14 protein-coding genes are annotated in these 26,262 nt (G+C 74.1%); 11 read left to right on the top strand and 3 right to left on the bottom strand.

Annotated features, from left to right (window positions below; all coding sequences use genetic code 11):
* Window position 1 precedes the first annotated feature (1 nt).
* Window positions 2-718 (top strand): M23 family metallopeptidase, encoded by a 717-nt coding sequence (locus tag HAV40_RS06075; RefSeq protein WP_166379745.1) that lies wholly within the window; start codon window positions 2-4, stop codon window positions 716-718.
* Between the two features lie 13 nt (window positions 719-731).
* Here HAV40_RS06075 and HAV40_RS06070 read toward each other — a convergent pair whose 3' ends face one another.
* A complete protein-coding gene (locus HAV40_RS06070) occupies window positions 732-1,451 on the bottom strand; it encodes a TioE family transcriptional regulator (RefSeq protein WP_166379744.1) in 720 nt (239 codons plus the stop codon).
* A gap of 116 nt (window positions 1,452-1,567) precedes the next feature.
* On the opposite strand from HAV40_RS06070, the gene HAV40_RS06065 reads away from it, so the two are divergent.
* Window positions 1,568-2,827 (top strand): erythromycin esterase family protein, encoded by a 1,260-nt coding sequence (locus HAV40_RS06065; protein WP_166379743.1) that lies wholly within the window; start codon window positions 1,568-1,570, stop codon window positions 2,825-2,827.
* Between the two features lie 125 nt (window positions 2,828-2,952).
* On the opposite strand, the gene HAV40_RS06060 is transcribed toward HAV40_RS06065, so the two are convergent.
* Window positions 2,953-4,560, bottom strand: a complete 1,608-nt coding sequence (locus tag HAV40_RS06060; protein WP_166379742.1) for an ABC-F family ATP-binding cassette domain-containing protein — start codon at window positions 4,558-4,560, stop codon at window positions 2,953-2,955.
* A gap of 277 nt (window positions 4,561-4,837) precedes the next feature.
* Here HAV40_RS06060 and HAV40_RS06055 point away from each other — a divergent pair, with 277 nt between their 5' ends.
* The 9 genes from HAV40_RS06055 to HAV40_RS06015 all read left to right on the top strand — a co-directional run bounded on the left by HAV40_RS06055 (window position 4,838) and on the right by HAV40_RS06015 (window position 25,466).
* Window positions 4,838-6,796 carry a PASTA domain-containing protein gene (locus HAV40_RS06055; RefSeq protein ID WP_239086397.1) on the top strand — a complete coding sequence of 653 codons (1,959 nt, stop codon included), beginning with the start codon at window positions 4,838-4,840 and terminating at the stop codon, window positions 6,794-6,796.
* Window positions 6,797-7,007: 211 nt separating this feature from the next.
* The gene (locus tag HAV40_RS06050) at window positions 7,008-8,486 is read left to right on the top strand and encodes a glycoside hydrolase family 3 protein (RefSeq protein ID WP_166379741.1); all 1,479 of its coding nucleotides are present in this window, start codon (window positions 7,008-7,010) and stop codon (window positions 8,484-8,486) included.
* Window positions 8,487-8,678: 192 nt separating this feature from the next.
* Entirely contained in the window at window positions 8,679-11,750 is a 3,072-nt protein-coding gene (locus tag HAV40_RS06045; RefSeq protein ID WP_166379740.1) for a non-ribosomal peptide synthetase, read from the top strand.
* Window positions 11,747-17,272, top strand: a complete 5,526-nt coding sequence (locus HAV40_RS06040; protein ID WP_239086394.1) for a non-ribosomal peptide synthetase/MFS transporter — start codon at window positions 11,747-11,749, stop codon at window positions 17,270-17,272. Before HAV40_RS06045 ends, HAV40_RS06040 begins: the two co-directional genes overlap by 4 nt.
* Window positions 17,269-18,795 (top strand): class I adenylate-forming enzyme family protein, encoded by a 1,527-nt coding sequence (locus tag HAV40_RS06035; protein WP_166379739.1) that lies wholly within the window; start codon window positions 17,269-17,271, stop codon window positions 18,793-18,795. The genes HAV40_RS06040 and HAV40_RS06035 overlap by 4 nt, the downstream gene beginning before the upstream one ends.
* The gene (locus HAV40_RS06030; RefSeq protein ID WP_166379738.1) at window positions 18,792-21,953 is read left to right on the top strand and encodes a non-ribosomal peptide synthetase; all 3,162 of its coding nucleotides are present in this window, start codon (window positions 18,792-18,794) and stop codon (window positions 21,951-21,953) included. The genes HAV40_RS06035 and HAV40_RS06030 overlap by 4 nt, the downstream gene beginning before the upstream one ends.
* Complete coding sequence (locus tag HAV40_RS06025; RefSeq protein ID WP_166379737.1) at window positions 21,950-22,201, top strand: phosphopantetheine-binding protein; 252 nt, start codon at window positions 21,950-21,952, stop codon at window positions 22,199-22,201. The genes HAV40_RS06030 and HAV40_RS06025 overlap by 4 nt, the downstream gene beginning before the upstream one ends.
* Window positions 22,201-23,586 carry a condensation domain-containing protein gene (locus HAV40_RS06020; RefSeq protein WP_166379736.1) on the top strand — a complete coding sequence of 462 codons (1,386 nt, stop codon included), beginning with the start codon at window positions 22,201-22,203 and terminating at the stop codon, window positions 23,584-23,586. The genes HAV40_RS06025 and HAV40_RS06020 overlap by 1 nt, the downstream gene beginning before the upstream one ends.
* Window positions 23,583-25,466, top strand: coding sequence for a N,N-dimethylformamidase beta subunit family domain-containing protein (locus HAV40_RS06015; RefSeq protein WP_166379735.1), 1,884 nt, complete (start codon window positions 23,583-23,585; stop codon window positions 25,464-25,466). The genes HAV40_RS06020 and HAV40_RS06015 overlap by 4 nt, the downstream gene beginning before the upstream one ends.
* Here HAV40_RS06015 and HAV40_RS06010 read toward each other — a convergent pair.
* A complete protein-coding gene (locus HAV40_RS06010) occupies window positions 25,434-26,042 on the bottom strand; it encodes a hypothetical protein (RefSeq protein WP_166379734.1) in 609 nt (202 codons plus the stop codon). The two genes, HAV40_RS06015 and HAV40_RS06010, sit on opposite strands and share 33 nt — an antisense overlap.
* Between the last annotated feature and the right edge of the window lie 220 nt (window positions 26,043-26,262).

Below are 26,262 nucleotides of genomic sequence, written 5' to 3'. Positions count from 1 at the left end.
CATGGGGCAGGGGTCGCAGGGTTCACCACGGGAGGTCGTCCTCGCGCTGCCGTTCACCGGGTGGTGGCTGGCCAGGAACAGTCCGGCCCGCAGGGTGCCGAGCCACGGCACGGACCTGATGGGGGAGCGGTACGCCATCGACTTCGTCGGCGTCGACGAGCAGGGCCGCACCGCCGGTCACCGGGACTGGCGGACGTTGCTGGCGAGCGAGCCCCCGGACCGGTTCTTCTCGTTCGGCCGCCCGATCCTGTCGCCCGCCGACGGCGTCGTCGTGGCGGCGCACGACGGCGAGCCCGACCATGCGGCGCGCCGGTCGCAGCTCGCGCTGGTGCCGTACATGCTCGGCCAGGCGGGGCGGCTGCGGCAGGGGGTCGCGGCCATCGCCGGCAACCATGTGATCGTCGAGCTGGCGCGGGGCGGGGCGTTCGTGGCGCTGGTACACCTGCGGGCGGGGTCCCTGCGGGTCGCCGCCGGTGACCGGGTGACGACGGGGCAGCAGCTCGCGACCTGCGGCAACTCCGGCAACTCGACCCAGCCGCACGTACACATGCAGGTCATGGACAGCGCCGAGCTGTCCGTCGCCCGGGGCGTGCCGATGGCGTTCCGGCACTTCCGCGAACGGCCCGCGGGGTCGGCGCAGTTCCTGATCAGACAGACCGCCGTGCCCGGCGAGAACGCGGTGGTGGAACCGCTGCCCGCCGCCGAGGTGAACCGCTGACCCCGGCCGGCCCTCAGGCCGCCGGTGACGCGTCGCGTTCGCGCAGGTAGGCGTCGAGTTCGGCGGCTCCGGTCAGCATCGCGCGGCCGCGCCAGGCGAGCCGTTCGCGCCAGTCGTGCAGCATCGCGTCGAGCGGGGCGACGCCACCGGCGGCCCGCACCTGGTCGAGCACGAGAGCGATCTGCTCCAGCAGGTATCCGCCGCGCCGCAACTGGTGCGCCAGCCGGGCGTCGCGTACGTCGGCGGGGGTGTAGACGCGGTAGCCGGTCGCCGGATCGCGCCGGGGGCGGACCACTCCGGCGCGTTCCCACTTGCGCAGGGTCGCGGGGCGTACGCCCAGTTGCCGGGCCAGCGGCCCGACGAACGTGTCGGCGGTACGGTGCGTGACCGGCGCGGTCGCGGCCAGGTCGCGCAGCGCGTGTTCGACCGCGGTGAGGGTGTGCCGGTCGGTGCGCAGTTGCCGGTGGCTGTCGTCGATCAGCGCGAGGGCGTCGTCGAGCGCGTCCTCGTTGACGGCCCGCATGATCGCCGTCGCGGTCTGGTGGCCGTGCCCGGGGGCCAGCGCGGCGAACGTACGCAGCGCGCGGGCGTGCAGCGGCGTGTAGACGCGGTAGCCGGTCGGGGTGCGCGCCGCCGGCGGGAGGATGCCCGCCTCCTCGTAGTTGCGGACGGCCTGCGTGGACAGCCCCTGCCCGCGCGCCAGGTCTACGGGCCGCAGCCGCGCTTCGCTCATGGTGTACCCGATGTTTGAGGGTTTCAGGCGCTCGCGAGCGCTCAGTGCGGAGAAAGTTTACACCGTTGATTCAACGATAGGGTTCAAGGTAGAACTCGTCGAGAGGATCAGACCTGATGACCACCACTGCCGCCCTGTCCGACACCGGCTGGGCGTTCGACGACGCGACCGGTCCGGGGCCCGCGATGTCGCGGCTGCTCGCCACCCTGCCCGCCCGGCCGTCGCTGCTGGGCCTCGGCGAGCCGCTGCACGGCGTGGACCTGTTCCTGCGGCTGCGCAACGAACTGCTGCGCCACCTGGTGGAGCACGAGGGGTTCCGGTCCGTCGCGCTGGAGAGCGACTGCCTGGCCGGACTGGCCGTCGACGCGTACGTCGCGGGCGGCGCGGGTTCGCTCGACGACGTGATGGCCCACGGCGTCAGCCACGGCTGGGGGGCGTTCGCCGGCAACCGGGAACTGGTCGCCTGGATGCGGGAATACAACCAGGGCCGCCCCGAGGACGACCGGCTGCGCTTCTTCGGCTTCGACGCCCCGACGGAGATGATGTACGCCGCCAGCCCGCGCCGGCCGCTGACCGCGCTGCGCGACCACCTCGCGGCCTGCGTGGAGCCGAGCCTGCTCCCGGACGACGCGGCTCTGATCGACGAGCTCGCCGGTGACGACGAGCGGTGGACCGATCCGGCGGCGGCCATGGAACCGCAGAGATCGGTCGGCGCGACGGCGTCGGCGGTGCGGCTGCGGCTGCTCGCCGACGACCTGCTCGCCCTGGCCACGGCGCAGACGCCACGGCTGCGCGCGATGACGTCCGACGACGACCGGTGGCTGGCGCGGCTGCACGGGCGCACCGCCGCGGGGCTGCTGCGCTACCACGCGGTCATGGCGGCGGCGTCGCCGTGGCGATATGCCCGGCTCATGATCCAGCGCGACGCGATGATGGCCGAGAACCTGCTGGCCATCGCGGAACGGGAGGCCGATCGCGGTCCGGTGCTGGTGTTCGCGCACAACGCCCACCTGCAGCGTGAGCAGGGCCGTTGGGAGGTGGCCCAGCTGGGCCAATCGCTGACGTGGTGGCCCGCGGGTGCCATCGCCGCCGACGGCCTCGGCGACCGGTACGCCTTCGTGGCGACCGCGATCGGCAGCCTGCGTCCGCGCGGCCTGGGCGCGCCCGCAGCGGACACGGTCGAGGGCGTCCTGTCGACCCTGCCCGGCGAGCGCCGCCTGCTCGACGGCCGCCGTCTGGCGGCCGCGCTGGACGACACGGGGCTGGAGCCGGTGCGGCGCGCCGACAACACCGACGACCACGGCTACTTCCCGCGCGACCCGGCCCACCTGGCCGACAGCGACGGCATCCTGTTCCTGCGCGACGTCGAGGGCTGAGCTGACCGGCGCGGGAGCCGCCGCTCCCGCGCCGGTCGTCGTTAACCGTCGGTCCACCGGCCACGGCGCGGGCCGGGGACCGCGCAGCCTGGCGTTCCTGGGCACAGAGGATCTGCTGGAGCGGGTCAGAGCCGCAGTTCGCGGCCCGGCCAGCGGGAGCGTAGCCAGCGGTCGTGGCTGGCGACCACGATCGCGCCCGGACCGCTGCCCAGCGCCGCCTCCAGCTCGTCGGCCAGGCGCGGCGACAGGTGGTTGGTCGGCTCGTCGAGCAGCAGCAGCTCCGGCGGGTCGGCCACCAGCAGGGCCAGGGCCAGGCGGCGGCGCTGGCCGACCGACAGGGCCCCGACCGGGGTGCCCTGGTCGCGCGGGGCGAGCAGGCCCAGCGTGCCCAGCGGCACAGCCTCCGCGCGAGCGGGACCCAGCGCCAGCTCGTACGTCTCCCGGGCGGTGCGGTCGGCCCGCTCGAACACGGTGTCCTGCGCCAGTAGCCCGACGGTCAGCCCGCGCCGCCGGTTCACCTCGCCGGTGGCGGACAGCCGCCCGGCGAGCACCGCGAGCAGCGTCGACTTGCCCGCGCCGTTGGCCCCGGTGACCAGCAGCCGGTCCGCCGACGACAGGTCGAGCCGGTCGAGGGTGAGCCGTCCGGGCACGTTTACGTCGCGCAGCGACAGCAGGGTGCCGTCGGCCGACGTGCCCGCCAGCCGGGTGGCCCCGAACCGCAGCGGCTCCGGCGGGCGGCGCACCTGCTCGCGTTCCAGTTCGTCCAGGCGGCGGGAAGCGCTGCGGACCCGGCGCGAGATCTGGTTCTGCACCCGGCCCGTGGTGTGGCCGTAGCCCATCTTCTCGCTGTCGCGTTTGGCGCGGCCCGGCGCGACCTGGTGCGCGGTCACCGACACGGCCTCGCGCAGCTCGTCGAGCTCCTCCTGTTCCTGCTCGAAGCGGCGCTGCCAGCGGACCCGCTCGGCCTGCTTCTCGGCCTGGTACGCGGTGTAGTTGCCGCCGTAGCGGGTCGGGCCGTCCACCGCCGGATCGAGGTCGATCAGGTCGGTGCAGACGGCGTCGAGGAACGCCCGGTCGTGGCTGGCCAGCACGACGACGCCGGGCAGGCCGCGCAGCTGCTCCTCCAGGAACGCCGCCGCGGCGTCGTCGAGGTGGTTGGTCGGCTCGTCGAGCAGCAGCGCCGACGGCCGCCGGGCCAGCAGCGCGGCCAGCGCGAGCCGCCCGCGCTGCCCGCCGGACAGCGAACCGAGCGGCCGCTCGTGCGCGATGCCGCCCAGGCCGAGCCCGGCCAGCACGATCTCCGCGCGCCGGTCGGCGTCCCAGGCCTCGTGTTCCTGGGCGCGGTCCAGCCGCTCGCCGTACGCGGCGAGCAGGTCGGGGTAGGCGGCGTCCTCCGGTGCGGTCGCGGCCAGTGCGGCGGTGAGCCGGTCGAGTTCGGCGAGGTCCGTACGGGCCTCGCGCAGGGCGTCGTCGATCACGTCGGCGATCGTCGATACGGCGTCGAACGGCATCTCCTGGTGCAGGAAGCCGAGGTCGGCCGGGCGCACGACGGTGCCGGAGTCGGGTTCGTCGGTCCCGGCGAGCAGCCGGAGCAGCGTGGACTTGCCGGCCCCGTTCTCGCCGATCAGCCCGATCCGGTGACCGGGGGACGCGGTGAGGCTGACGCCGTCGAGCACCCGGCGCGTGCCGAGGGTGCGGACGAGATCCTGGGCGAGCAGAGCAGAATGAGACATGGTGCACCTACTGACGAAAAAGACGCTTCCGCCCGCCGGGCAGGGCCTCGGTCGCGGGCGCGGGAAGGTGTCAGTGGCTCACATCGCCGACGACGTTACGCCTGCCACCGATGATCGGCAACAGATGTCGGCGAACCGCCGCTGAGAGCCAGACCACAGCGGCGCGGCTGGGCATGCCCCTCCCGGCGGGCCTGCGGTTCGTGGATAACCGCAGGTCGCCGCCCATCACGGCAGCAGGAGAGCCACAACGGCGGCGACTGCCCTAGACTGCGCTGCCATGGACGCTCAGCTCGCCGGACCGCTGCTCGGCACGCTCGTCGACGGGCGCTTGCGTATCCGCGCGGTCGTCGCCCAGACAGCCATGGCGACGGTCCACGCCGCCGTGGACGAGCGCCTGGGCCGCACCGTCGCGCTCAAGGTCGTGCACCCGCCGCAGCCGCGCCGAGGTCAGGCCGCACCGTTCGACGCCGAGCGGTTCGCCGAGGCGGCGACCGGGCTGGCCCGGCTGACGCACCCGAACGTGGCCGCCTTCTACGGCCAGGGCCAGCATGACGGCCTGCCGTATCTGGTGACCGAGTTCGTCCGTGGGCGCACGCTGCGCGACGTGCTCGCCGAGCGCGGGCGGCTCAGCCCGGCGGAGGCACTGGCGGTGACCGAACAGGTCCTGGCCGCGCTGGCCGCTGCGCACCGCATCGGGCTGGTGCACCGCAGCGTCAAGCCGGAGAACATCATGGTCGCCGAGGCCCCCGGTGGCGGCCACGACCTGACCGAAGCCGTGATCAAGGTGACCGACCTGGGGCTGGCCGACGCCGTCGAGGCGGGCGGGGCGGAGCCGTCGATCACCGCGGCGTACGTCGCGCCGGAGTTCGTGTCCGACGGGCGCGTCGACGCGCGCGGTGACGTGTACAGCACCGGGATCGTCCTGTTCGAACTGCTCACCGGTCGCGCGCCGTACCACGGCGAGCGCCCCGTCGAGGTGGCCTGGCAGCACGTCGAGCGCGACGTGCCGGCCCCGTCGCAGCTGGCCGCCGGGCCGCCGGTGCTCGACGACCTCGTGGCGTCCGCCACCCGCCGCGCCCCGGCCGCCCGGTTCATGGACGCGGGCGCGATGCTGTCCGCGGTGCAGTCGGCCCGCCACGGCCTCGCCGACGCGACCACCCGGATGCGCCAGGTGGCGCAGGAGACCATGGTCGTCAGCCAGGTGCAGCCCGCGGACCGCCCGTCCTGGGCCCGGCTGCACGACGAGCCCGCCGAACCGCGTACCCGCACCATGACGGCCGCCTCGGCGACGACGGGCCTGCTGGAGCAGGGCAGGCAGCAGTACGCGCGGCTGATGGGCGACCCGCGGGGCCGGATGGGGCTGCTGGCGGGCGCGGTCGCGCTGGTGCTGCTGGTCCTGGTCGGCGGCTACTACCTCGCGTTCGGCCGTTACGACACCACGCCGCAGCTGGTGAACCTGACCAAACAGGAGGCCGAGGCGACCCTGCGCGGCGCGGGCCTGGAGTTCACCTACGCCAAGGCGCAGTTCCGCGAGGACGTGCCCAAGGACGTGGTGCTGGTCCAGGACCCGGCCGCCGGTGCGGACGTGGTCAGCGGCGGCACGGTGACGCTGACCCTGTCGGCCGGTCCGGAGCGCTACACGGTGCCCGACGTGTCCGGCAAGCCGTGGGACCAGGCCGTCGCCGACCTGCAGGCCGAACCCTTGAAGCTGAAGCCGGTGAAGCTCGCCGAGAAGTACAGCGACCTGGTCCCGAAGGGCTCGGTGCTGGAGACCCTGCCCAAGGCGGGTGCGGAGGTCGAGGTGGGTGCCCAGGTCAAGGTGGTGCTCAGCAAGGGCCGTGCCCCGGTGACCGTGCCGTCGGTCGAGGGCAAGCCGCTGGCCGAGGCCAGGAAGATCCTGGAGGAGCTGGGCCTGCGGGTCGAGGTCGAGCAGGTCGACGCGGACAAGCCCTTCGAGACGGTGGTCAAGCAGGAACCGGTGCTGGGCACCGGCGTCGAGCGCGGCACCGTGGTCAAGCTGCAGGTGAGCAAGAACGCCCAGGGCACCGTCATGCCCGAGCTGCGCAACTGGGGCTGCGGCGACGCCGAGAACCACCTCGCCGGGATGGGCCTGCGGGTGGAGATCCGGGGCGTACGCGGCGACAAGAACCAGTACCGGGTGGAGCGGCAGTTCCCGAACGCGGGCTTCCCGCTCCAGCCGGGGCAGCGCGTCGTGCTCAGGTGCGAGCGCCGCTAGACCTCATTCGGCGCGGTGAGCGCGCCGGCCGCCGGTGCCTGTTGCGGGACGCGCGAGCGTCCCGCAACGAGCGTCCGCTGGAGGAGGCCATTGGGTTTTCGGGCCCCGGCCGGTACGCTCCCGCGTTGTCGTGCGCACAACTGACGCTTCGCCGTCCGCAATGCGCGTGAACGAGCACCGCGCAAGCGTTTGGTGAGCGAAGGGGAGCGACATGACGCAGCTCGACACCGACCTGGCCCTGCTGGCCGACACCGTGCTGCAGCCCGGATTCGTCGGCACCGACGCGCCCGACTGGGTACGCAGACGCCTCGGCCGGGGACTGGGCGGGCTCGCGCTGTACTCCCGCAACATCACCGACCGGGCGCAGGTCGCCGCGCTCACCGCGCAGCTGCGCGCGGAGAACCCGGACGTCGTCATCGCCGTCGACGAGGAGGCCGGCGACGTCACCCGGCTCGACGCGCGCACCGGCAGCGACCGACCCGGCAACCTGGCCCTCGGCGCGGTCGACGACATCCCGCTCACCGAGACCGTGGCCCGCGACATCGGCGCGGACCTGGCCGCCGTCGGCATCACCCTCAACTACGCGCCGACCGTCGACGTCAACTCCCGCCCCGAGAACGTCGTCATCGGCGTACGGTCCTTCGGCGCGGACCCGGCACTGGTCGCCCGGCACAGCGCGGCCTGGGTACGCGGCCTGCAGTCGGCTGGGGTCGCCGCCTGCGCCAAACACTTCCCCGGCCACGGCGACACGGTCGAGGACTCCCACTACGACGCCGCCCGCGTCCACTCGTCCCGCGAGGAGCTGGCCGCGGTCGCGTTGCCGCCCTTCGCCGCCGCGATCCGGGCCGGGGTGCGCGCGGTGATGACCGGGCACCTGCTGGTGGCGGCGTACGACCCCGAACTGCCCGCCACGCTCAGCCCGGCGCTGCTCACCGGCCTGCTGCGTGAGGAGCTGGGCTTCGACGGGCTGATCGTCACCGACGGCATCGAGATGGCGGCGGTGGCCAAGCAGTGGGGTGTCGGCGGGGCCGCCGTACGGGCGCTGGCCGCGGGCGCGGACGCGATCTGCGTCGGCGGCGAGTACAAGAACGAGGGCATCGTCGGGCTGCTGCGCAACTCCATCGTCACCGCCGTACGCGAGGGCGCGCTCACCGAGCAGCGGCTGGCCGAGGCCGCCGCGCGGGTCCGTGAACTGGCGACCTGGCAGCGGATCGCGTCGTCGGCGACCGTGCCGCGCGCTCCCGAGGCGGGACTGCGGGCGGCCCGGCGCGCCGTGCGGATGACCGGGGCCGCTCTGCCGCTGGCCGGGCCGCCGCACGTGGTCGAGCTGGACACCCCGACCGGTATCGCGGTCGACCAGGCCATGCCGTGGGGCGTGGCCGCGCCGCTCGCCGCCCGGTGGGCCGCGACGACCGCCGAGCGGGTGACCGCCGACGCCGATCCGTCGTGGCTGGACGGGGCGCTGGCGGCCGCTGCCGCGCGTCCGCTTGTCGTGGTGGGACGCGACGTGCGGCACCACCCGTGGGCGGTGGCGGCGCGTGCCGCGCTACTGGCCGCCCGGCCGGACGCGGTCGTCGTCGAGCTGGGCATGCCCGAGCCCGCCCCGGTGGGCGCGACCTACGTGGTCACCCACGGCGGCACCCGCGCCTGCGCGACCGCCGCCGCCGAACTCCTCACGGGACAGAGCTGACCCTCTGCCGGTAAACCGGCATGCTGTCGGTTGGTGGGGCCGTTTTGCAGGCCGGGGGCGGTAATGGGTTGAGGTGTGTCTATTAGCAGGCCACGGCCGTCGATACGTCACAGTAAAGAGTCTTGCCAATTACGGAAATGCACTTTACGGTGGCGTCCGAATCAATCGCATTCGGACGGCGGGAGAAAGCGCATGCCCGAGCCCGATCAAGGCCCGCTGACGGCGGCTCAGGAGCGACTGTGGTTCCTGGACCGGCTCGACCCCGGCGACGCCGCGTACCACATCTCGACGACCAGCCGCCTGCGCGGTGAGCTGGACCGTGAGCTGCTGACGCGGGCGTTCGACGACGCGACCCGCCGCCACGAGAGCCTGCGCACCCGCTTCGGCGACCACGACGGCGTGCCGTACCAGCAGATCCAGGAACCCCGGCCGACCCCGATCGAGTACGCCGACCTGACCGGCGACCCCGACCCGCAGGCCGCCGCCCGGGTACGCGTCGCGGAGCTGCTGGCCCGGCCGTTCGACCTCGCCCACGGCCACCTGATCCGGGTCGGCCTGTTCCGGCTGGCCGGCGACGAGCACGTGCTGAGCATGGTCGTGCACCACATCGTCGGCGACGGCTGGTCGATGAACCTGCTCTACCGGCAGGTCACCGAGTCCTACCGGGGCATCGCGCCGACCCCGCCCGCGGTGCGCCACCTCGACCACGCCCGTGCCCGCCGCGCCGCCGACACCTCGTCGCTCGACTTCTGGACCGGCGTGCTCGCCGACCCGCCGACCCTCGACCTTCCGCTGGACCGCCCCCGCCCGCCGGTGCGCACCTCGAACGGCGGCGTGGTCCTGCGCGAGTTCCCCGGCGAGATCCAGCAGGCCGTGCAGGCCGCCGCCCGGCAACTGCGCTGCACCCCGTTCATGCTGCTGGTGACGCTGTACGAGCTGACCCTCGCGCAGTTCGCCGGGCAGGACGACCTCACCGTCGGCACCCCGGTCGCGGGCCGCGACGACGTCGCGCTGGAGGCGGTGTTCGGCTACTTCAGCGGCATGCTCGTGCTGCGCGCCGACCTGTCCGGCGACGTTTCGTTCCGGGACCTGGTGCTGCGCACGCGCAGGTCGTTCATGGAGGCGTTCGCGCATCCGGACATCCCGTTCGAGGACCTGACCGCGCGGCTGCACCTGCCCCGCGACCTGAGCCGCAACGCGCTGTTCCAGGCGACTTTCACCCTGCACACCACGATGAACATCTCCGCCACGGCGACCGAGGGCTTCGGCGGCCTGGCGGCGGAGGCCTTCGACGCGGGCGCGCCGCACGTGAAGACCGATGTCGCGATGGACGTGCAGACCAGCACGGACGCGCTGGACGTGGTGCTGACGTACAACAGTGATCTGTTCGACGGGGCGACCGCGCACGCGCTGGCGGACCGGTTCACCGCGCTGCTGCACGCGGTGCTAGCCGATCCCGATCTGCGGGTACGCGACCTGCCCCTGGTCGACGACGCGACCCGCGACGAGCTGCTGCGCCTGGCCACCGGCCCGGACCTGCCGCCCGCCGAACCGCTGCTCGCGCGGATCGCGCGCGCCGTCGCGTCCACCCCGGACGCCGCCGCACTGGTCTGCGCGGGGGAGCGGGTCTCCTACCAGGACCTGTGGGCGCGCTCGGGGGAGCTGGCCGACGCGTTGCGTATCGCGGGTGTGACGCCTGGCGGGCTGGTCGGGGTCAGCGTGCCACGTGGGTCGGAGCTGGTCGCGTCGCTGCTGGCGGTGTGGCGGTCCGGGGCCGGTTACGTGCCACTCGATCCGCAGCTGCCGGACGCCCGCCGGGCGGAGATGACCGCGCGGGCCGGGCTCGCCGCGGTGCTCACCCCGTCGGGCGTCGGGCCGGGCACGTCCGTCCCGGCCGCCGCCCCCGGCTCCGCCTACGTGCTCTTCACCTCCGGATCGACGGGTACGCCGAAAGCCGTGCTCGTCGGCCGCCAAGCCCTCGACGACCGCACCGCCTGGATGGCCGACGCCTACGCGCTGACCGCCGCCGACCGCGTGGTGCAGTTCGCGGGCATCGGGTTCGACACGCACGCCGAGGAGATCTGGCCGACCCTGGCCACCGGCGGCACCCTCGTGCTGCTGCCCGACGGCCCGCAGTCGCTGCCCGAGCTGCTGGCCGCCGACCCGGCGATCACCGTCCTCGACCTGCCGACCGCCTACTGGCAGGCGCTGCTGGACGTCGTGCCCGCCTGGCCCGCCGCGCTGCGGCTGGTCATCCTCGGCGGCGAGCAGGTCGACGCCACCGCCGTCGCCACCTGGCGCGACCTGCACGGCGACCGCGTCCGGCTGGTCAACACGTACGGCCCCACCGAGGCGACGATCATCGCGACCGCCACCGACCTCGGCCCCGCCGACACGGACCGCCGCCCGCCGATCGGCCGCCCGCTGGCCGGGGTACGCGCCTACGTGCTCGACGCGGCCGGACGCCTCGTGCCGCCCGGCGCGGCCGGTGAACTGTGCCTGGCCGGAGCCGGGCTCGCCGACGGCTACCTGGGCCAGCCCGACCTCACCGCCGAGCGTTTCGTCCCCGACCCGTACGGGCCGGGTCTGATGTACCGCACCGGTGACCGGGTCCGGCTGCTGCGCGGCGAAGGCGCCCTGGAATTCCTGGGCCGGGTCGACCGGCAGCTCAAGGTCCGGGGCGTACGCGTCGAGCCGGGCGAGGTCGAGGCCGTCCTCACCGGACACCCGCACGTCGGGCAGGCCGTGGTGACGGCGGTGGGGGACACCCTGGTCGGTTACGTCACCGGCACGGCGGGCGGGGACGCGGTGCGGACCTACGCGGCGACGCGGCTGCCCGCGCTGCTCGTGCCGAGTGTCATCGTGGTGCTGTCCGAGCTGCCGCTGACCCGCAACGGCAAGGTCGACCTGCGGGCGCTGCCTCCGGTCACCGTCGGCGAGCAGGCGCACGCCGACTACGTCGCGCCGCGTACCGACGCCGAGTCCCTGGTCGCCGGGATCTTCACCGAGCTGCTGCCGGTGGACAAGGTCGGCGCGGGCGACGACTTCTTCGCCCTGGGCGGCCACTCGCTGCTGGCCACCCGCGTCATCGCCCGGCTGCGGGCCGCGATCGACCTGGACCTGCCCATCCGGGCGCTGTTCGACCGGCCGACCGTTGCCGGGTTCGCCACCGCCGTCGAGGAGGCGCTCATCGCCGAGATCGACCGGCTCACCGAGGAGGAGGCCGCGGCACAGCTCGCGGCCGCCGGGCAGGGAGCACCGTGACCGACATCGCCGAGAACCAGCAGGCGGTCGCACTGTCGGCGACGAAACGCTCGCTGCTGGCCGCGCGCCTGAAGCAGAGCACCGCCGCCCCGGCCGCGATCACGCCCCGGGCGGCGGGCGCTGCGGTGCCGCTGTCGCACGCGCAGGAGCGGCTGTGGTTCATGGAGCAGTTCGCGCCGGGCACGGCCGCGTACACGATCCCGGTGGTCCTGCGGGTGCGCGGTGCCGTGGACCCGGCGGTGCTGCGGGCGGCACTGAACGCGGTCGCGGCCCGGCACGAGAGCCTGCGCATGCGCTTCGGCGCGAGCCCGGACGGCGAGCCGGTGCTGCACCTGGACGACGCCGTCGACCTCGACCTGCCGGTCCTCGACGCGCTCGGCGACGACCCGGCCGCCCGCGAGGAGTACGTGCACCGCGCCGTGCAGACCCGCCTGGCCGAGCCGTTCGACCTGGCCACCGGCCCGCTGGTGCGCGCAACCCTCTACCGCCTCGGCGCCGACGCGCACGTGCTGATGCTCGCGGTGCACCACATCGTGTGCGACGGCTGGTCGGTGGATGTGCTGGTCGGGGAGCTGGTCGCGTACTACGACGCGCTCGCCACCGGTGCGCCCGATCCGCTGCCGCCGCTGGCCGCGCAGTACGGCGACTTCGCGGTCTGGCAGCGGGGCCGGGTCGCCGACGGGGCGCACGAGCGGGACGTGGCGTTCTGGAAGGAGCGGCTGACCGGGGTGCCGCCGCTGGACCTGCCGACGGACTCCCCGCGCCCGGTCGAGCAGACGTTCGCGGGCGCGGCCCACGGCGTCACCCTCGACGGGGAACTGGTCGGGGCGTTGCAGCGGCTGGCCCGCGAGCACGGCGCGACGCTGTACATGACGCTGCTGGCGGCGTACGCGGCGGTGCTGGCCCGTAACGCCCGCGCCGAGGACTTCGCGATCGGCTCGCCGCAGGCCGGACGTACCCACGCCGAGCTGGAACCGCTGATCGGCATGTTCGTCAACATGCTGGTGACCCGGATCGACGCCGCCGGCGATCCGACGTTCGCGCAGCTGCTGGGCCGGGTTCGGGAGGCGACCCTGGACGGGTACGCCCACCAGGACCTGTCCTTCGAGCAGCTGATCACCGAGCTGAACGTGGTCCGCGACGTGGGCCGCTCGGCGGTGTTCCAGGTCGTCTTCGCGCTGCAGAACTACACCGCGCCGGGCCGGGCCTCGGCGACCGGGCTGAGCGTGTCGCCGTTCGGCTCCCGCGCCGTGGCGACCCGGTTCGACCTGGAGCTGTCGCTGCTGGAGGGCGCGGACGGGCTGTGGGGCTCGTTCACGTACAACACCGACCTGTTCAGCGCCGACACGGTGGCCCGGCTCGCGGACGGCTTCGCGCAGCTGCTGGCGGCCGTGGTCGCCGACCCGCACCGCCCGCTGAGCCGCCTGCTCACGGTCACCGGCGCGGCCCGCGAGCAGGTGCTGACCGGCTGGAACGACACCGCCGCCGCGTTCCCCGACACCGCCACGCTGCACGGGCTCATCCAGCGGCAGGCCGCCGACACCCCGGACGCCCCGGCGCTGACGTTCGAGGGCGACACGATCACGTACGCGCAGCTGCTGGGCCGGGCGCACCGGATCGCGCACCGCCTGCGTGAGCACGGTGCGGGCCCGGGCCGCCTGGTCGCCGTCTGCGCCGAACGCAGCCACGACCTGGTCGCGGGCCTGCTCGGCGTCATGATCTCCGGCGCGGCCTACCTGCCGCTGGACCCGGAGTATCCGGCCGACCGGCTGGCGTTCATGCTCGACGACGCCGACGTGGCCGCCGTGCTGACCGCCGGGCCCGCCCGCGACGTGCTGCCGCCGACCGACCGGTCCGTGCTGGCCCTCGACGACCCGGCGACCTGGTCCGACGCCCCGCACACCGCTCCCGAGCCGCTGGCCGGACCCGACGACGTCGCCTACGCGATCTACACCTCCGGCTCGACCGGCCGCCCGAAGGGCGTGCTCAACGGGCATCGGGGCATCGTCAACCGGCTGCACTGGATGCAGCGCCGCTACGGGCTGTCGGCCGCCGACACGGTGCTGCAGAAGACCCCGGCCGGGTTCGACGTGTCGGTGTGGGAGTTCTTCTGGCCGCTGCTGACCGGCGCGCGGCTGGTGCTGGCCCGCCCCGGCGGCCACAAGGACGCGGCGTACCTGCGTGACCTGATCGTCGCCGAGGGTGTGACGGCGCTGCACTTCGTGCCGTCGATGCTGGGCATGTTCCTGGCCGAGTCCGACGTGGACCGGTGCGCGAGCCTGCGGCTGATCGTGTGCAGCGGCGAGGAGCTGCCCGTCGACCTGGCGCTGCGTACGCTGTCCGCGCTGCCCGCCGTGCAGCTGCACAACCTGTACGGCCCGACCGAGGCCGCGATCGACGTCACGGCCTACCACTGCACGAGAGCCGCCCTCGCCGGGCTGGCCCGGGTGCCGATCGGCGGGCCGATCGACAACATGGCCGTGTACGTGCTCGACGAGCACGGCGAGCCGCTGCCCGTCGGGGTGCCCGGCGAGCTGCACCTGTCCGGCGTCGGCCTGGCCCACGGCTACCTGAACCGGCCCGAGCTGACCGCCGAGAAGTTCGTCACCGGCCTGGCCGGGCAGCGCCTCTACCGCACCGGCGACCTGGCCCGGTGGCGGCCCGACGGCACGATCGACTTCCTCGGCCGCATCGACGGCCAGGTCAAGCTGCGCGGCCTGCGCATCGAGCTGGGTGAGATCGAGGCCGCCCTGCGCGACCATCCGGGCGTACGTGAGGCCGCCGTCGTGGTCCGCGAAGACTCACCCGGCGACAAGCGCCTGGCCGCGTACCTCGTGGTCGACGCCGAACCCGACACCGCCGAGCTGCGCGCGGCCCTCAAACGGCGGCTGCCCGACTACATGGTGCCGACCGCGTACGTGGTGCTCGACGCGCTCCCGCTGAGCCCCAGCGGCAAGCTGGACCGCCGCTCGCTGCCCGTCCCGCAGCGCGGCCGCGACGCGAACGCGGCCTTCGAGGCGCCGGGCACGCCGACCGAGGTCACCGTCGCCGACATCTGGGCCGAGGTCCTCGACCTGCCGCAGATCGGCCGCGACGACGACTTCTTCGACCTCGGCGGGCACTCGCTGCTGGCCACCCAGGTCATCGCGAAGCTGCGCCGGGCCGTCGGCGCGGGCGTGTCCGTGATGGACCTGTTCAAGAACCGCACGGTACGCGAACTCGCCCAGCTCATCGACGTGCCCGAGGACCAGCGCGGCCCCCGCGCCCTGGTGCACGAGCTGACCCGCCCCGTGCCGCCCGCACAGCTCGTGCGCAGCCTCGTCTGCGTGCCCTACGGCGGCGGCAGCGCCGTCGTCTACCAGCCGCTGGCCGACGCGCTGCCGTCCGGGCACCGGCTGTTCTCGGTCGCCATCCCCGGCCACGACATCGGCCTCGACGAGGCGGCGCTGCCCTTCGACGAGCTGGCCGAGCGCTGCACCGTCGAGATCCTGGACAAGGTCGCCGGACCGGTCGCCCTGTACGGCCACTGCGGCGTCGGCTCGGCGCTGACCGTCGAGATCGCCCGCCGCCTCGAACAGCGCGGCCGGGAACTCGACGCCGTATACATCGGCGCGATCTTCCCGTTCGCCCGGCCGCAGAGCAAGGTCTGGATGGCCCTGTCGCGGATCACGAAGATGGAGTCGCTGCGCTCGGACAAGGCGTACGCCAACTGGCTGACCTCGATGGGCGTCGACATGAGCGACATCGAACCCGGCCAGGCCCGCCAGATCATCCGCAACATGCGCCGCGACTCCGACAGCGCCGAGGAGTACTTCACCGAGCTGATGCACTCCGGCGCGGAACGCCTCAAGGCCCCGATCGTCGCCGTGGCGGGTGAACGCGACCCGGCGACCGAGTTCTACCCCGAGCGCTTCAAGGAGTGGCACTTCATCACCGACCGGGCCGCCGTCGTGGTGCTGGACGAGGCCGGGCACTTCTTCCTCAAGTGGCGGGCCGACGAACTGGCCGAGATCGTCACCACGGTCGACCCGGCGGTCACCGCCGAGCAGCCGGAGCCGCTGACCCGGCCGGCACGCGGCGAGCGGGCGACCTGGTGGCTGCACGACACCTCGCACGCGGACGGCCGCGTCGCCACCGCCGGACCGCAGCCCAGCATGGGCCGCTTCCTCGCGGTCGCGTTCGCGCAGCTGATCTCCATCCTCGGTTCTACGCTGACCGACGTCGCGCTGCCGCTGTGGGTGCTCCAGCAGACCGGGTCACTGCTCGACTTCTCGCTGCTGGCGGTCGCCGGACTGGTGCCGGGGCTGGTCGTGCTGCCGGTTGCCGGGGCGATCGTCGACCGGTACAGCAGAAGGGCCGTGATGCTGTTCGGCGACGTCGGCGCGGGCGGCACCCAGCTCGTCCTGGGCGTGCTGCTGTGGACCGGATCGCTGCAGGTGTGGCACATCTACCCGCTGATCGTGGCGCTGTCGGTGTCGCTGACGTTCCAGCGCCTGGCGTACGGGTCGGCGATCCCGCAGCTCGTGCCCAAGCAGTACCTCGGCCACGCCAACGGCGTGGTGCAGATGATCGGCGGCGTCGCCACCATCATGATGCCGATGCTGTCGGTGGCGCTGCTGGCCGTGATCGACCTCGGCGGCATCCTGATCATCGACGTGATCAGCTACGCCGCCGCGATCACCATCGTGCTGCTGGTGCGCTTCCCGCGCACGCTGGCCTGGCGGCGGCGGGAGAGCCTGGGCGTGGAGATCAAGGAGGGTTTCCGCTTCTCCTGGGGCAACCGGGGCTTCCGGTCCATGCTCGGCTTCTTCATGGCGCTCAACGTGTTCCTGTCGCCGCTGTTCCTGATGATGACGCCGCTGGTGCTAGCGTTCGCGGGACTGGACCAGATCGCGCAGGTGTCGGTGGCGGGCGGCGTCGGGGCGTTCCTCGGCGGCCTGACGATGAGCGTCTGGGGCGGCCCACGGCACCGGCGGCTGTTCACCGTACTGTGCTGCACCCTGGTGCTGGCCGTGTTCTGCGTCGTCATCGGACTGCGCCCGACGCTGTGGGTGATCGCGGTCGGCTCGTTCGGCATCTCGATGTGGCTGGTGCTGCTCAACGGCGTCTACACCACGATCGTGCAGGTCAAGGTGCCGCAGCGGTTCCACGGCCGGGTGTTCGCGATCAACACGGTGATCGCCTGGTCGACGCTGCCGATCGGCTGGACGCTGGTCGGCCCGGTCGGCTCCAGCATGCTGGAACCGCTGATGGCCGACGGCGGCGCGCTCGCGAGCACGGTCGGCCGGGTCATCGGCACCGGCGAGGGCCGCGGCATCGGCCTGCTGTACCTGATCCTCGCGCTCTGCATCGCGGCCGTGGTGCTGGTCGCGATGCGCATTCCGCGTATCGCCCGCTTCGACGACGAGGTCCCCGACGCCCGCCCCGACGACCAGGTCGGCCTGGAACTGCTCCGCAGCCGCCACGAGGACGAGGCGCAGGCGGTCGAGCCGCCACGACAGCGCGAGAAGGTCCCCGCATGACCGCCCTCGCGGCCGCCCGTGCCGCCCGCGCCGCCGGACGGGTCGCGCTGACCGTGCCGCAGTTGCTGGCGGCGCGAGCCGTCAGGCAGCCCGAACACGTCGCGGTCACGCAGGGCTCGGGCACGCTCGACCTCGCCACGTGGCAGCGGCGCACCCAGGCCGTCGCGGCCGGGCTGCGGGCGGCGGGGATCAGACCCGGCGACCGGGTCGCGCTGGTGTACGGGGCCCGTGACTGGATCGCCTACGCGACGGCGTACACCGGCGTGCTCGCGGCCGGGGCCGTCGCGGTGCCGCTGTCGACCCGCAACGCCGCCGCCGAACTGGACTTCATGCTGCGGCACAGCGGCGCTGCCGCGGTGCTGCACGGCGCCGACGCGGTGCTGCCCGCCGTGCCGATCCCGCTGGTCTGGGACCCGGCGACGGTCGCCGGGCTGCCCGACGCCGAGCCGCTGCCCGGCCCCGGCCCGGCCGACCCGGCACAGATCCTCTACACCTCCGGCACCACCGGCCGCCCCAAGGGCGTCACCGCCGTACACGCCAACCTCACCCACGGCTGCCGCGTCGACCCGCCGCTGCGCAGGCTCGCCCACTCGAAGCAGTTCCTGCACGCGTTCCCGATCGGCACCAACGCCGGGCAGACGATGCTGCTCAACGCCCTCGACGCGCACGCCGGCATGCTGGCCACGGCCCGGTTCGCCGCCGCGCACTTCGCCCGGCTCATCACCACGCACCAGGTCGGCAGCGTGTTCGTGGTGCCCGCGATGGCGATCGAGCTGCTGCACTCCGGCGCGCTGGCCGAGCACGACACGTCCTGCGTGAAGCTGTTCGGCTCCACCGCCGCCGCGCTGCCGCCCGCGATCGCGGCCGGGCTGGCCGCCGCGCTGCCGCAGGCGACCATCGTCAACTACTACACCTCGACCGAGGCCGCGCCGACGCAGACCAGCATGGTCTTCCACCCCGACCGGCCCGGCGCGCTCGGCAAGGCCACCGGCGGCGGCGAGCTGCGCATCCTCACCCCCGACGGCACGCCCTGCCCGCCCGACACGGTCGGCGAGGTGTGGCTGCGTGCGGCGGGGACCGCCCGGTCCTACCACGACGATCCCGACGCGACCCGGTCGGTGTTCCGCGACGGCTGGACCCGGATGGGCGACGTCGGCCGCCTCGACGCCGACGGTTACCTGTACCTCGCCGACCGGGAGAGCGACGTCATCAAGAGCGGCGCGGACAAGGTGTCGACGGTCGCCGTCGAGGCCGCGCTGCACGAGCACCCCGACATCGCCGACGTGGCCGTGCTGGGGCTGCCCGACCCCGTACTCGGCAGGGTGCCCGCCGCGGTCCTGGTGGCCGACCGGCCGCTGACCCTGGCCGAGGTACGCGCCTTCCTCGCCACCCGGCTGGCCGCGCACGAGCAGCCCAGCCGCCTCGCCCACGTCACCGCACTACCCCGCAACGCCGGGGGCAAAGTCGTCAAGCACCAGCTCCGGGCGTTGTTCGACCGGCCCGGCCAGGAGGGGACCCCATGACCCAGGCACTCGACGGCGTACCCGTCACCCTCGCCCAGCAGGGCATCTGGTTCACCGAACAGGTCGGTGACACCGGACCGGCATACCGGCTGGCGGTCGCGGTGACCCTGCCCGGCGCGCCCGACCCGCAGCGGCTGGAACGCGCCTGGGCCGAGGTGGTCGCCAGGCACCCGGCGCTGGCCGTAGCGGTGTCCGACGCCGACGGCGAACCCCTGCTGCGGGCCGTGCCGCCCGCGCCCGTGGTGTACCGCGAGGTCACCGGGGCAGACCGCACCGCGGCGGGTGACGCCGGGTCCCGTCCCGCCGACGGGCTCACCGAGGCCGACGGGCTCACGGAGGCCGTCGCCGCGGAGCTGGCCCGGCCGTTCGACCTGGCCACCGGGCCGCTGGCCCGGTGCGTGGCGCTGCACGCCGAGGGCCGCACGGCAGTGCTCGTCGTCGCGCACCATCTGGTCTTCGACGGGGCGTCGAAGGATGTACTGGTCGCGGACCTGCTCGCAGCGTACGAGGGCCGCCCGCTGCCGTCGGGTTCGCTGACCGCGCTCGGCGACGCGGCCCGCGCCCAGGCGGCGCGGATCGCGCAGGCCACCCCGGCCGCGCGCGAGTTCTGGTCGGCACGTCCGGCACCCGCCGACGACGTCGTGCTGCCGTACGCGACCGGCACGCCCACCGCCGCCGAACCCGACGTGCGCGTGCCGTTCACGCTCGGCCGCGACCTCGACACCGCGCTCACCGCATCCGCCGACGCGCTGGGCCTGACCCGGTTCGAACTGGTGCTGGCCGCCGTACACGCCGTGCTGGCCCGCTACGGCAACGCCGGCACCTCGGTCGCCGTCGACCTGACCACCCGCACCCCGGAGCTGTCCGGCGAGATCGGCATGTGGGTCAACGAGCTGCCCGTCACCATCGCCGCAGACCTGGCCCGCACCTGGGCCGAGCACGCCCGCGCCGTACGCGCCGAGGCCCGCGCCGTGTACGCCCACCGCGAGGTCCCCCTCGGCCGCGCCCTGCCCGGCCTGCCGCCCCGGCTCGCGTTCGCCCCGGTGTCGATCAGCTACCGCCGCCGCACCGACGCCGCCGCGAAGGTGGACTGGCTGCTCACCCCGCCCGTGGTCCGCACCGCGCTGCACCTGCACCTGGTCGACTCCGCCGACGGCCTCACCGGCTCCGTGCACGTGCCCGCCCGGCACGCCCCGACCGCCGACCGCGTAGCCGGTCACCTGCGCACCCTGCTCGCCGGAGCCCTGGCCCGGCCGGACACCCCGCTCGGCGACCTGCCCCTGCTCACCGCCGCCGAGCACGCCGAGCTGGCCGCGGGCAACGCCACCGCCCGGCCGCGCAGCGCCGCGACCGTGCTCGACCTCGTACGCGACCAGGCCGCCCGTACCCCCGACGCCCTCGCCGTGGCCGGTCCGGACAGCGAGCTGACCTACCGGCAGCTCGTCGACGCGGCGCACCGCATCGGCAACGGGCTGCGCTCGCGGGGCGTCGCCGACGGCGACCTGGTCGGCCTGTGCCCCCGGCGCGGCACCGAACTCGTCGCCGGGGTGCTCGGCATCCTCGCCGCCGGTGCGGCATACCTGCCGCTGGACCCGGCGTACCCGGTGGCGCGCCTGGAGTTCATCGCCGCCGACGCGGGCGCGAAGGTGATCCTCGGGCACACCGGCGGGCCGCTGGACGTGCTGGCGCTGGACGGCCTGGCCGCGTTCGCCGACGAGCCCGTCACGGCCCCGGCCACCACCGGCGACCCCGACGCGCTCGCGTACGCCATCTACACGTCCGGGTCGACCGGCCGCCCCAAGGGCGTCGAGATCGGACACGCGGCGCTGGCCAACCTGGTCGCCGCGTTCGCCGAGCTGCTGGGCGCGCGGCCGGAGCACCGCTGGCTCAACCTGACCTCGCTGTCGTTCGACATCAGCGGCCTGGAGCTGTTCCTGCCGCTGACCACCGGTGCGACCGTCGTCGTCGCGTCCGACGCGGCGACCCGCGAGGGCGCGGCCCTGGACCGGCTCATCCGCGACAGCGGTGTCACCCACGTGCAGGCCACGCCGTCGACCTGGCGGATGCTGCTCGACGCGGGCTTCGCCGGTGCGCCGATCACCGCCCTGTGCGGCGGCGAGCCGCTGCCGCTGCCGCTGGCCCAGCGCCTGCGGGCCCGCACCGACCGGCTCGTCAACGTGTACGGCCCGACCGAGACCACGATCTGGTCCACGGCCGCCGAGATCCCCGCCGACGCGCAGCGCGTCACCATCGGCGGCCCGCTGGCGAACACCACCCTGCACGTGCTCGACGAGGTGCTGTGCCCGCTGCCGCCCGGCGTGCCCGGCGAGCTGTGCATCGGCGGCGCGGGCCTGGCCCGCGGCTACCGCGACCGGCCCGAGCTGACCGCCGAGCGTTTCGTCGACGTGGCCGGGCGGCGGCTCTACCGCACCGGGGACCTGGTGCGGCTGGCCGCCGACGGGCAGGTCGAGTTCCTGGGCCGGGTCGACGACCAGATCAAACTGCGTGGACACCGCATCGAGCTGGGCGAGATCGAGCAGACCCTGCTCGGCGCACCCGGCGTCGGCCAGGCCGCCGTCGCGGTACGCGGCTGCACGCTGGTGGCGTACCTGGTCGGCGCGGGCGAGGTCGCGGAGATCCGCCGTCACCTCGCGGGCAGCCTGCCCCGCTACATGATGCCCGGCCAGTACGTGTGGCTGGACCGGCTGCCGCTGACCCCCAACGGCAAACTCGACCGCAAGGCGCTGCCCGAACCGCCGGGACTCGCCGACGACCCGTCCGGTGCGGACGCGCTGCTCGGCGAGCCCGTCGAGGACCTGCACGACGGGGTCGCCGACCTGTCCGCCCTCGACGGGGCCTGCGCCACCGCGCCGCTGAGCGGCCACGATGCCGCTGCCGATCCCGTGCCGTCCGGTGTGGAGGCCGACGACCTGATCTCGGGCGTCACCGCGATCTGGCGGGAGGTGCTGCGGATCGAGGACATCGCGCCCGACGACACGCTGTTCGACCTCGGCGGGCACTCGCTGACGATCATGCAGATCACGGCGCGCATCCGGGAGGCGTACGGCGTCGAGGTGCCCTTCGACGTCTTCTTCGACACCCCGACGGTCGAGGGCATCGCCGACTCGATCGCAGAACTGCGCGAGGAGCCGTCATGACCGCCGCCACCCTCGAAGCCGACCTCGCCGCGCTGGTCGCCCAGGCCAGCGAGGGCGGCATCACCGCCGCCGACGCGCTCGCCGAGCAGGAGTCGCTGGGCCTGCTCGGCCTGACCTCGCTCGGGTTCCTGAGGCTGATCCACGCCGTCGAGCGCGGCTACGGCGTCGCGCTCGACCTCGACGACGACGTGTCGTTCATGGACACCGTCGCCAGCCTGGCCGCCCATCTGCGCGAGCAGGGCATCTGATGCACCGGGTCGCCGTACGCGGAACGCCGGTCGCGGCCGCGCCGCTGACCTGGGGCCAGCACGCCATCTGGGCGGCGATCGGCCGGACCGCCCCGAACGACCACTACTTCAACCTGACCCGCGTACTCACCCCGCCCGACCGCTGCCGCCCACTGCCCGTCGCCGACGCGTCAACCCGCCTCGGTGCCGCCCTGAGCCGCCACCCGACGCTGCGCACCCGCATCGTCGCGGCCCCGAAGATCGGTCCGCTCGCCCCCGGCGGGCCAGCCCACCAGGAGATCCTTGCCGAGGTCGGTGTCGCCGTGCGCACCGTGACGGCGGTCGACGACGCCGAAGCGGATCGGGCTGCCGACATCCTCGCCACGGAACTGGCCGGAACCGCGTTCGGTTACGAAAACGAAGCGCCGGTGCGTGCGGGGCTGGTGCTGGTCGGGGGATCCGTGGCCCGGGTCGTGCTGGCGCTGTGCCATCTGGCGACCGACGGTCACGGGGCCGACATCCTGCTGCGTGACGTGCGGCTGGCCCTGCTGGGCCGCACCGGGCCACCGCCCGGCGACCCGCTCGCCGTCGCCACCGAGGAGATGTCGGCCGCCGGTCGCGCCCGCAGCGACGCCGTGATCGGCACCTGGGCCGACACTTACCGGGCCCTGCCGCCCAGCATGTTCACCACCGCGCGCGCCGAACCGCAGCCCGTGCGCTGGTGGGTCGGGCGGCTCACCTCGCCCGCCCTGGGGCTGGCCACGGCCGCGCTCGCCGCCCGGCACCGGACGAGCGTTTCGTCGGTGCTGCTGGCCGCGACGGCGGCGCTGGTCGCCGCGGACGGCGGCGGGGACCGGGCCGCCGTGCTGACCATCGTCGGCAACCGCTTCGACCCGTCCCGCCGCGACCTGGTCGCGACCCTGTCCCAGGAGGGCCTGTTCACCCTGGACACGGCCGCCGACGACTTCGCCGGCCTGCTGCGCCCCGCATGGCGGGAGAGCCTGCGGGCGTACCGTTCCGGCAGCTACGACCAGGCCGCGCTGGACGAGGCCCTGGCCGCCGTCAGCGCCGAGCGCGGCACGACCGTGCACCCGATGTGCTGCTTCAACGACATGCGCCTGGTCGACCTGCCGCCGGGCACCCCGCCCACGGCCGAGCAGGTCCACGCCGCGCGAGCTGACACCGTGTTCACCTGGGCGCCGCCGCAGCCGCAGGTCGCCTGCCGGTTCTGCGCCCACGTCACCGCCGACGGTCCCGCGCTGACCTACCAGGTCACCGGCGACACCCGCTACCTGCCGCCCGCGCGGCTCGAGGCGTTCGTGCGGGCACTGGAAGACCTGGTCGTGTCGGCCGTGGACGGTCCCGCGCCGCTGGCCCGCCTCCGGTCGGCGGTGGTCGCGGCGTGAGACTCACCGCGTACGCCGAAGCCTGCGCCGTCGACCCCGGCAAGACGCTCGCGTTCGTGGTCGGTGCCGACGGCGGCCACCCGGCCGGGCACGTCACCGTCGTGGACGTGCCGACCGGCCAGATCATGGCCAGTGACAGCGTCGACGGCCCGCACTGGTCCCTCGACGTGCCCGAGCACTGGCCCAGCTCGCTGTACCGGGCCGCGTTCCGCGCCGACGGCACCTCCGCGACCGCAGACAGCCCCGACGCCGACGCGCACTTCGTCGTACGCGGCACCGGCGACGCCGACGTGCTCGTGTCCGTGCCGTTCCTGACCTGGCAGGCCTACAACCGCTCGGGCGAGCCCGGTGAGAGCCTCTACTACGCCGAGGAGCCGACCAGGGCCGCCCGGGTCAGCTTCGACCGGCCCGGTGGCGGCCCGCCGCCGCAGGAATGGGAGCACGGGCTGCTGCGCTGGCTTTCGGGCAGCGGCCTGCGCGTCGCGTACTGCGCCAACCTGGACCTGCACGACCAGCCCGCACTGCTGGACCGGCACCGGATGCTCGTCGTCAACGGGCACGACGAGTACTGGACCTGGGAGATGCGCGACCACGTCGAGGCGTACGTGCGCCGCGGCGGCAACCTGGCGATCTTCGCGGCGAACACCTGCTGGTGGCAGATCCGCCTGGAGGACGGCGGCCGCACCATGGTCTGCCACCGCGAGGCCGTCACCGACCCGATGACCGCCGTCGACCCGTCGCGGGTCACCGTCGAATGGTCCAGCGCGCCCGTCAACCGGCCCGAGAACGCCCTGACCGGCGTCAGCTACCGGCGTGGCGCGGGCACCTGGGGCGAGCACATGCCGAAGATGCGCGAGGAGTCCTACCGCGCCCGCTTCGCCGACCACTGGGTGTTCGCGGGCACCGGCCTGCGCGACGGCGACGCGTTCGGCCGGGGCGCGCTCGGCTACGAGACCGACGCCGCCGACTTCACCGAGGTCGACGGGGTGCCCCGGGTCACCGGCCGGGACGGCACCCCACCCGACTTCGTCATCCTGGCCACCGCCGACCTGCGCCACTGGCGGCACTACGGGCAGGGCGGCCACGCGACCATGGGCGTACACCGGCTCGGCCAGGGCACCGTGTTCACCGCCGCGACGGTCAACTGGGGCAGCGCGCTCGGCGACCCGGTCGTGGACCGGATCACCCGCAACGTGTTCGACCGGCTCAGCGGCTCCACGCCCGTCGACTTCGAACTGATCGGCCCGGCGGTGCCGGACGCGGTGCTGGCGGCCTGCGAGGGCCTGCTGTTCGCGGCGGCGCGGGGCGTGCTGCGGGTACGCGAGCTGTGCGGGCAGAACCTGGCATGGCGCGAGATCGACACCGCTCCGGACCTGGTCGCGCTCGGCTCACCGCGGGAGGCGTACCGCGGCATGCCGTTGGGGTTGATCGGGGTGACCCGCGACGGCTGGATCGTGTACCGCGACCCGGTGCCCGAACGGAGCCTGTGGTCGGTGCTCGGCGACGCGCCCGCCGGGACGCTGGCGCTGGCCTGCGTCAACGCCACGTTCTACGCGGTCGCCGACGGCACGCTGTGGACCCGGACGGCGGCGTCCCTGGCCGACGGGACCGGTACGTGGCAGCAGATCGGCCCCGCCGACGGCGTCGTCGCACTGACCGGCCTGAGCAGCACTCTGTTCGCCGCGACCGCCGACCGGCTGCTGTCCCGCCCACCCGTGGACGGCCCGTTCCCGTGGACGGACCTCGGCCCGGCCGCTGACGTGCGGTCGCTCACCGGCGCGGCAGGCTGGCTGGTCGCCGGGGGCGAGACCCTGCGCCGCCGTCCGGCGACGGCGTCGATCAGCAGCTCAGTGGGTTTGCCAATCCAGCGCATCGAGTAGTTCGGCGACCACGGCGGCCCGGTTCGCGGCGCCTATCCCGTCCAGCGCTCGGTCGATGACCGCGCCCGCGTCGTCCGGCAACTCCTGCGGCTCCAGCAGCGGCAGCAGCAGGACGAAGCGCTGCGCCCAGCTCAGCCGCTCGTCGGGGACTTCCGCCAGCGCCAGCAAATCCGCCCAGGTCATCGATGAGGAGCCGCAGTCCTGTGCGAGGTCGTGGACCTGCACCGGACGATCCGGGCTCACCCGTACGAAGTCGAGTCCCGCGTCGCTCTCGAAGTTGCGGTACACGATCCACATCCGGTCGTCACCGGCCAGGCGCACCGGCACGGCGGGCCAGCGCTCCGGGTCGTCGAGCACGGCGTCCATCTCGTTCCGCTCGGCCGCGCCGACCGGCAAGGCATGGTCGGCAGCCCGGTCCGCGCCCAGCGGACCGGTCAGGTAGGCGCGCCAGAACGCGGCATGACCCACCAGGGAGTCGGCGGCGTACAGCGTCGCCTCGCACTCGGTGTCGAAGTCGGGCGGGGCCGTCGTCAGGTATCCGGCAACGGTGAACGAGGGGCCGACGGTCAGTGCCATGCCCGCCATTGAACACGAGCGCCCCGACACCCTGACCTGGGGTTTCGATCTTCCCTGCGCCCGGGCCGCCACCGACTACGCCGTCCGGCCACACTGGACTGACCGCGCGGCTGAAACAAGGCTCTGAGCTGCGGTCATGCGATGACAGACGGCGCTGGGGCGGACCGTCGGAATCACGACCGTCAACGGCTACGCGAGGGCGTGCGGTCCAGACTCCAGC

The organism is Catellatospora methionotrophica (genome assembly GCF_011297335.1).
Taxonomy (GTDB): Bacteria; Actinomycetota; Actinomycetes; order Mycobacteriales; family Micromonosporaceae; genus Catellatospora; species Catellatospora methionotrophica.
The sequence above is the reverse complement of the archived record's forward strand: the minus strand, read 5'-3'. Positions and strand labels throughout refer to the sequence as shown.

Bases quoted from the DNA above. Each gene is read 5' to 3' on its own strand.
- HAV40_RS06070 (WP_166379744.1), bottom strand. From the start codon at position 1,451: ATGAGCGAAGCGCGGCTGCGGCCCGTAGACCTGGCGCGCGGGCAGGGG.
- HAV40_RS06030 (WP_166379738.1), top strand. From the start codon at position 18,792: ATGACCCAGGCACTCGACGGCGTACCCGTCACCCTCGCCCAGCAGGGC.
- HAV40_RS06025 (WP_166379737.1), top strand. From the start codon at position 21,950: ATGACCGCCGCCACCCTCGAAGCCGACCTCGCCGCGCTGGTCGCCCAG.
- HAV40_RS06050 (WP_166379741.1), top strand. From the start codon at position 7,008: ATGACGCAGCTCGACACCGACCTGGCCCTGCTGGCCGACACCGTGCTG.
- HAV40_RS06065 (WP_166379743.1), top strand. From the start codon at position 1,568: ATGACCACCACTGCCGCCCTGTCCGACACCGGCTGGGCGTTCGACGAC.
- HAV40_RS06075 (WP_166379745.1), top strand. From the start codon at position 2: ATGGGGCAGGGGTCGCAGGGTTCACCACGGGAGGTCGTCCTCGCGCTG.
- HAV40_RS06060 (WP_166379742.1), bottom strand. From the start codon at position 4,560: ATGTCTCATTCTGCTCTGCTCGCCCAGGATCTCGTCCGCACCCTCGGC.
- HAV40_RS06045 (WP_166379740.1), top strand. From the start codon at position 8,679: ATGCCCGAGCCCGATCAAGGCCCGCTGACGGCGGCTCAGGAGCGACTG.
- HAV40_RS06010 (WP_166379734.1), bottom strand. From the start codon at position 26,042: ATGGCACTGACCGTCGGCCCCTCGTTCACCGTTGCCGGATACCTGACG.
- HAV40_RS06055 (WP_239086397.1), top strand. From the start codon at position 4,838: ATGGACGCTCAGCTCGCCGGACCGCTGCTCGGCACGCTCGTCGACGGG.
- HAV40_RS06020 (WP_166379736.1), top strand. From the start codon at position 22,201: ATGCACCGGGTCGCCGTACGCGGAACGCCGGTCGCGGCCGCGCCGCTG.
- HAV40_RS06035 (WP_166379739.1), top strand. From the start codon at position 17,269: ATGACCGCCCTCGCGGCCGCCCGTGCCGCCCGCGCCGCCGGACGGGTC.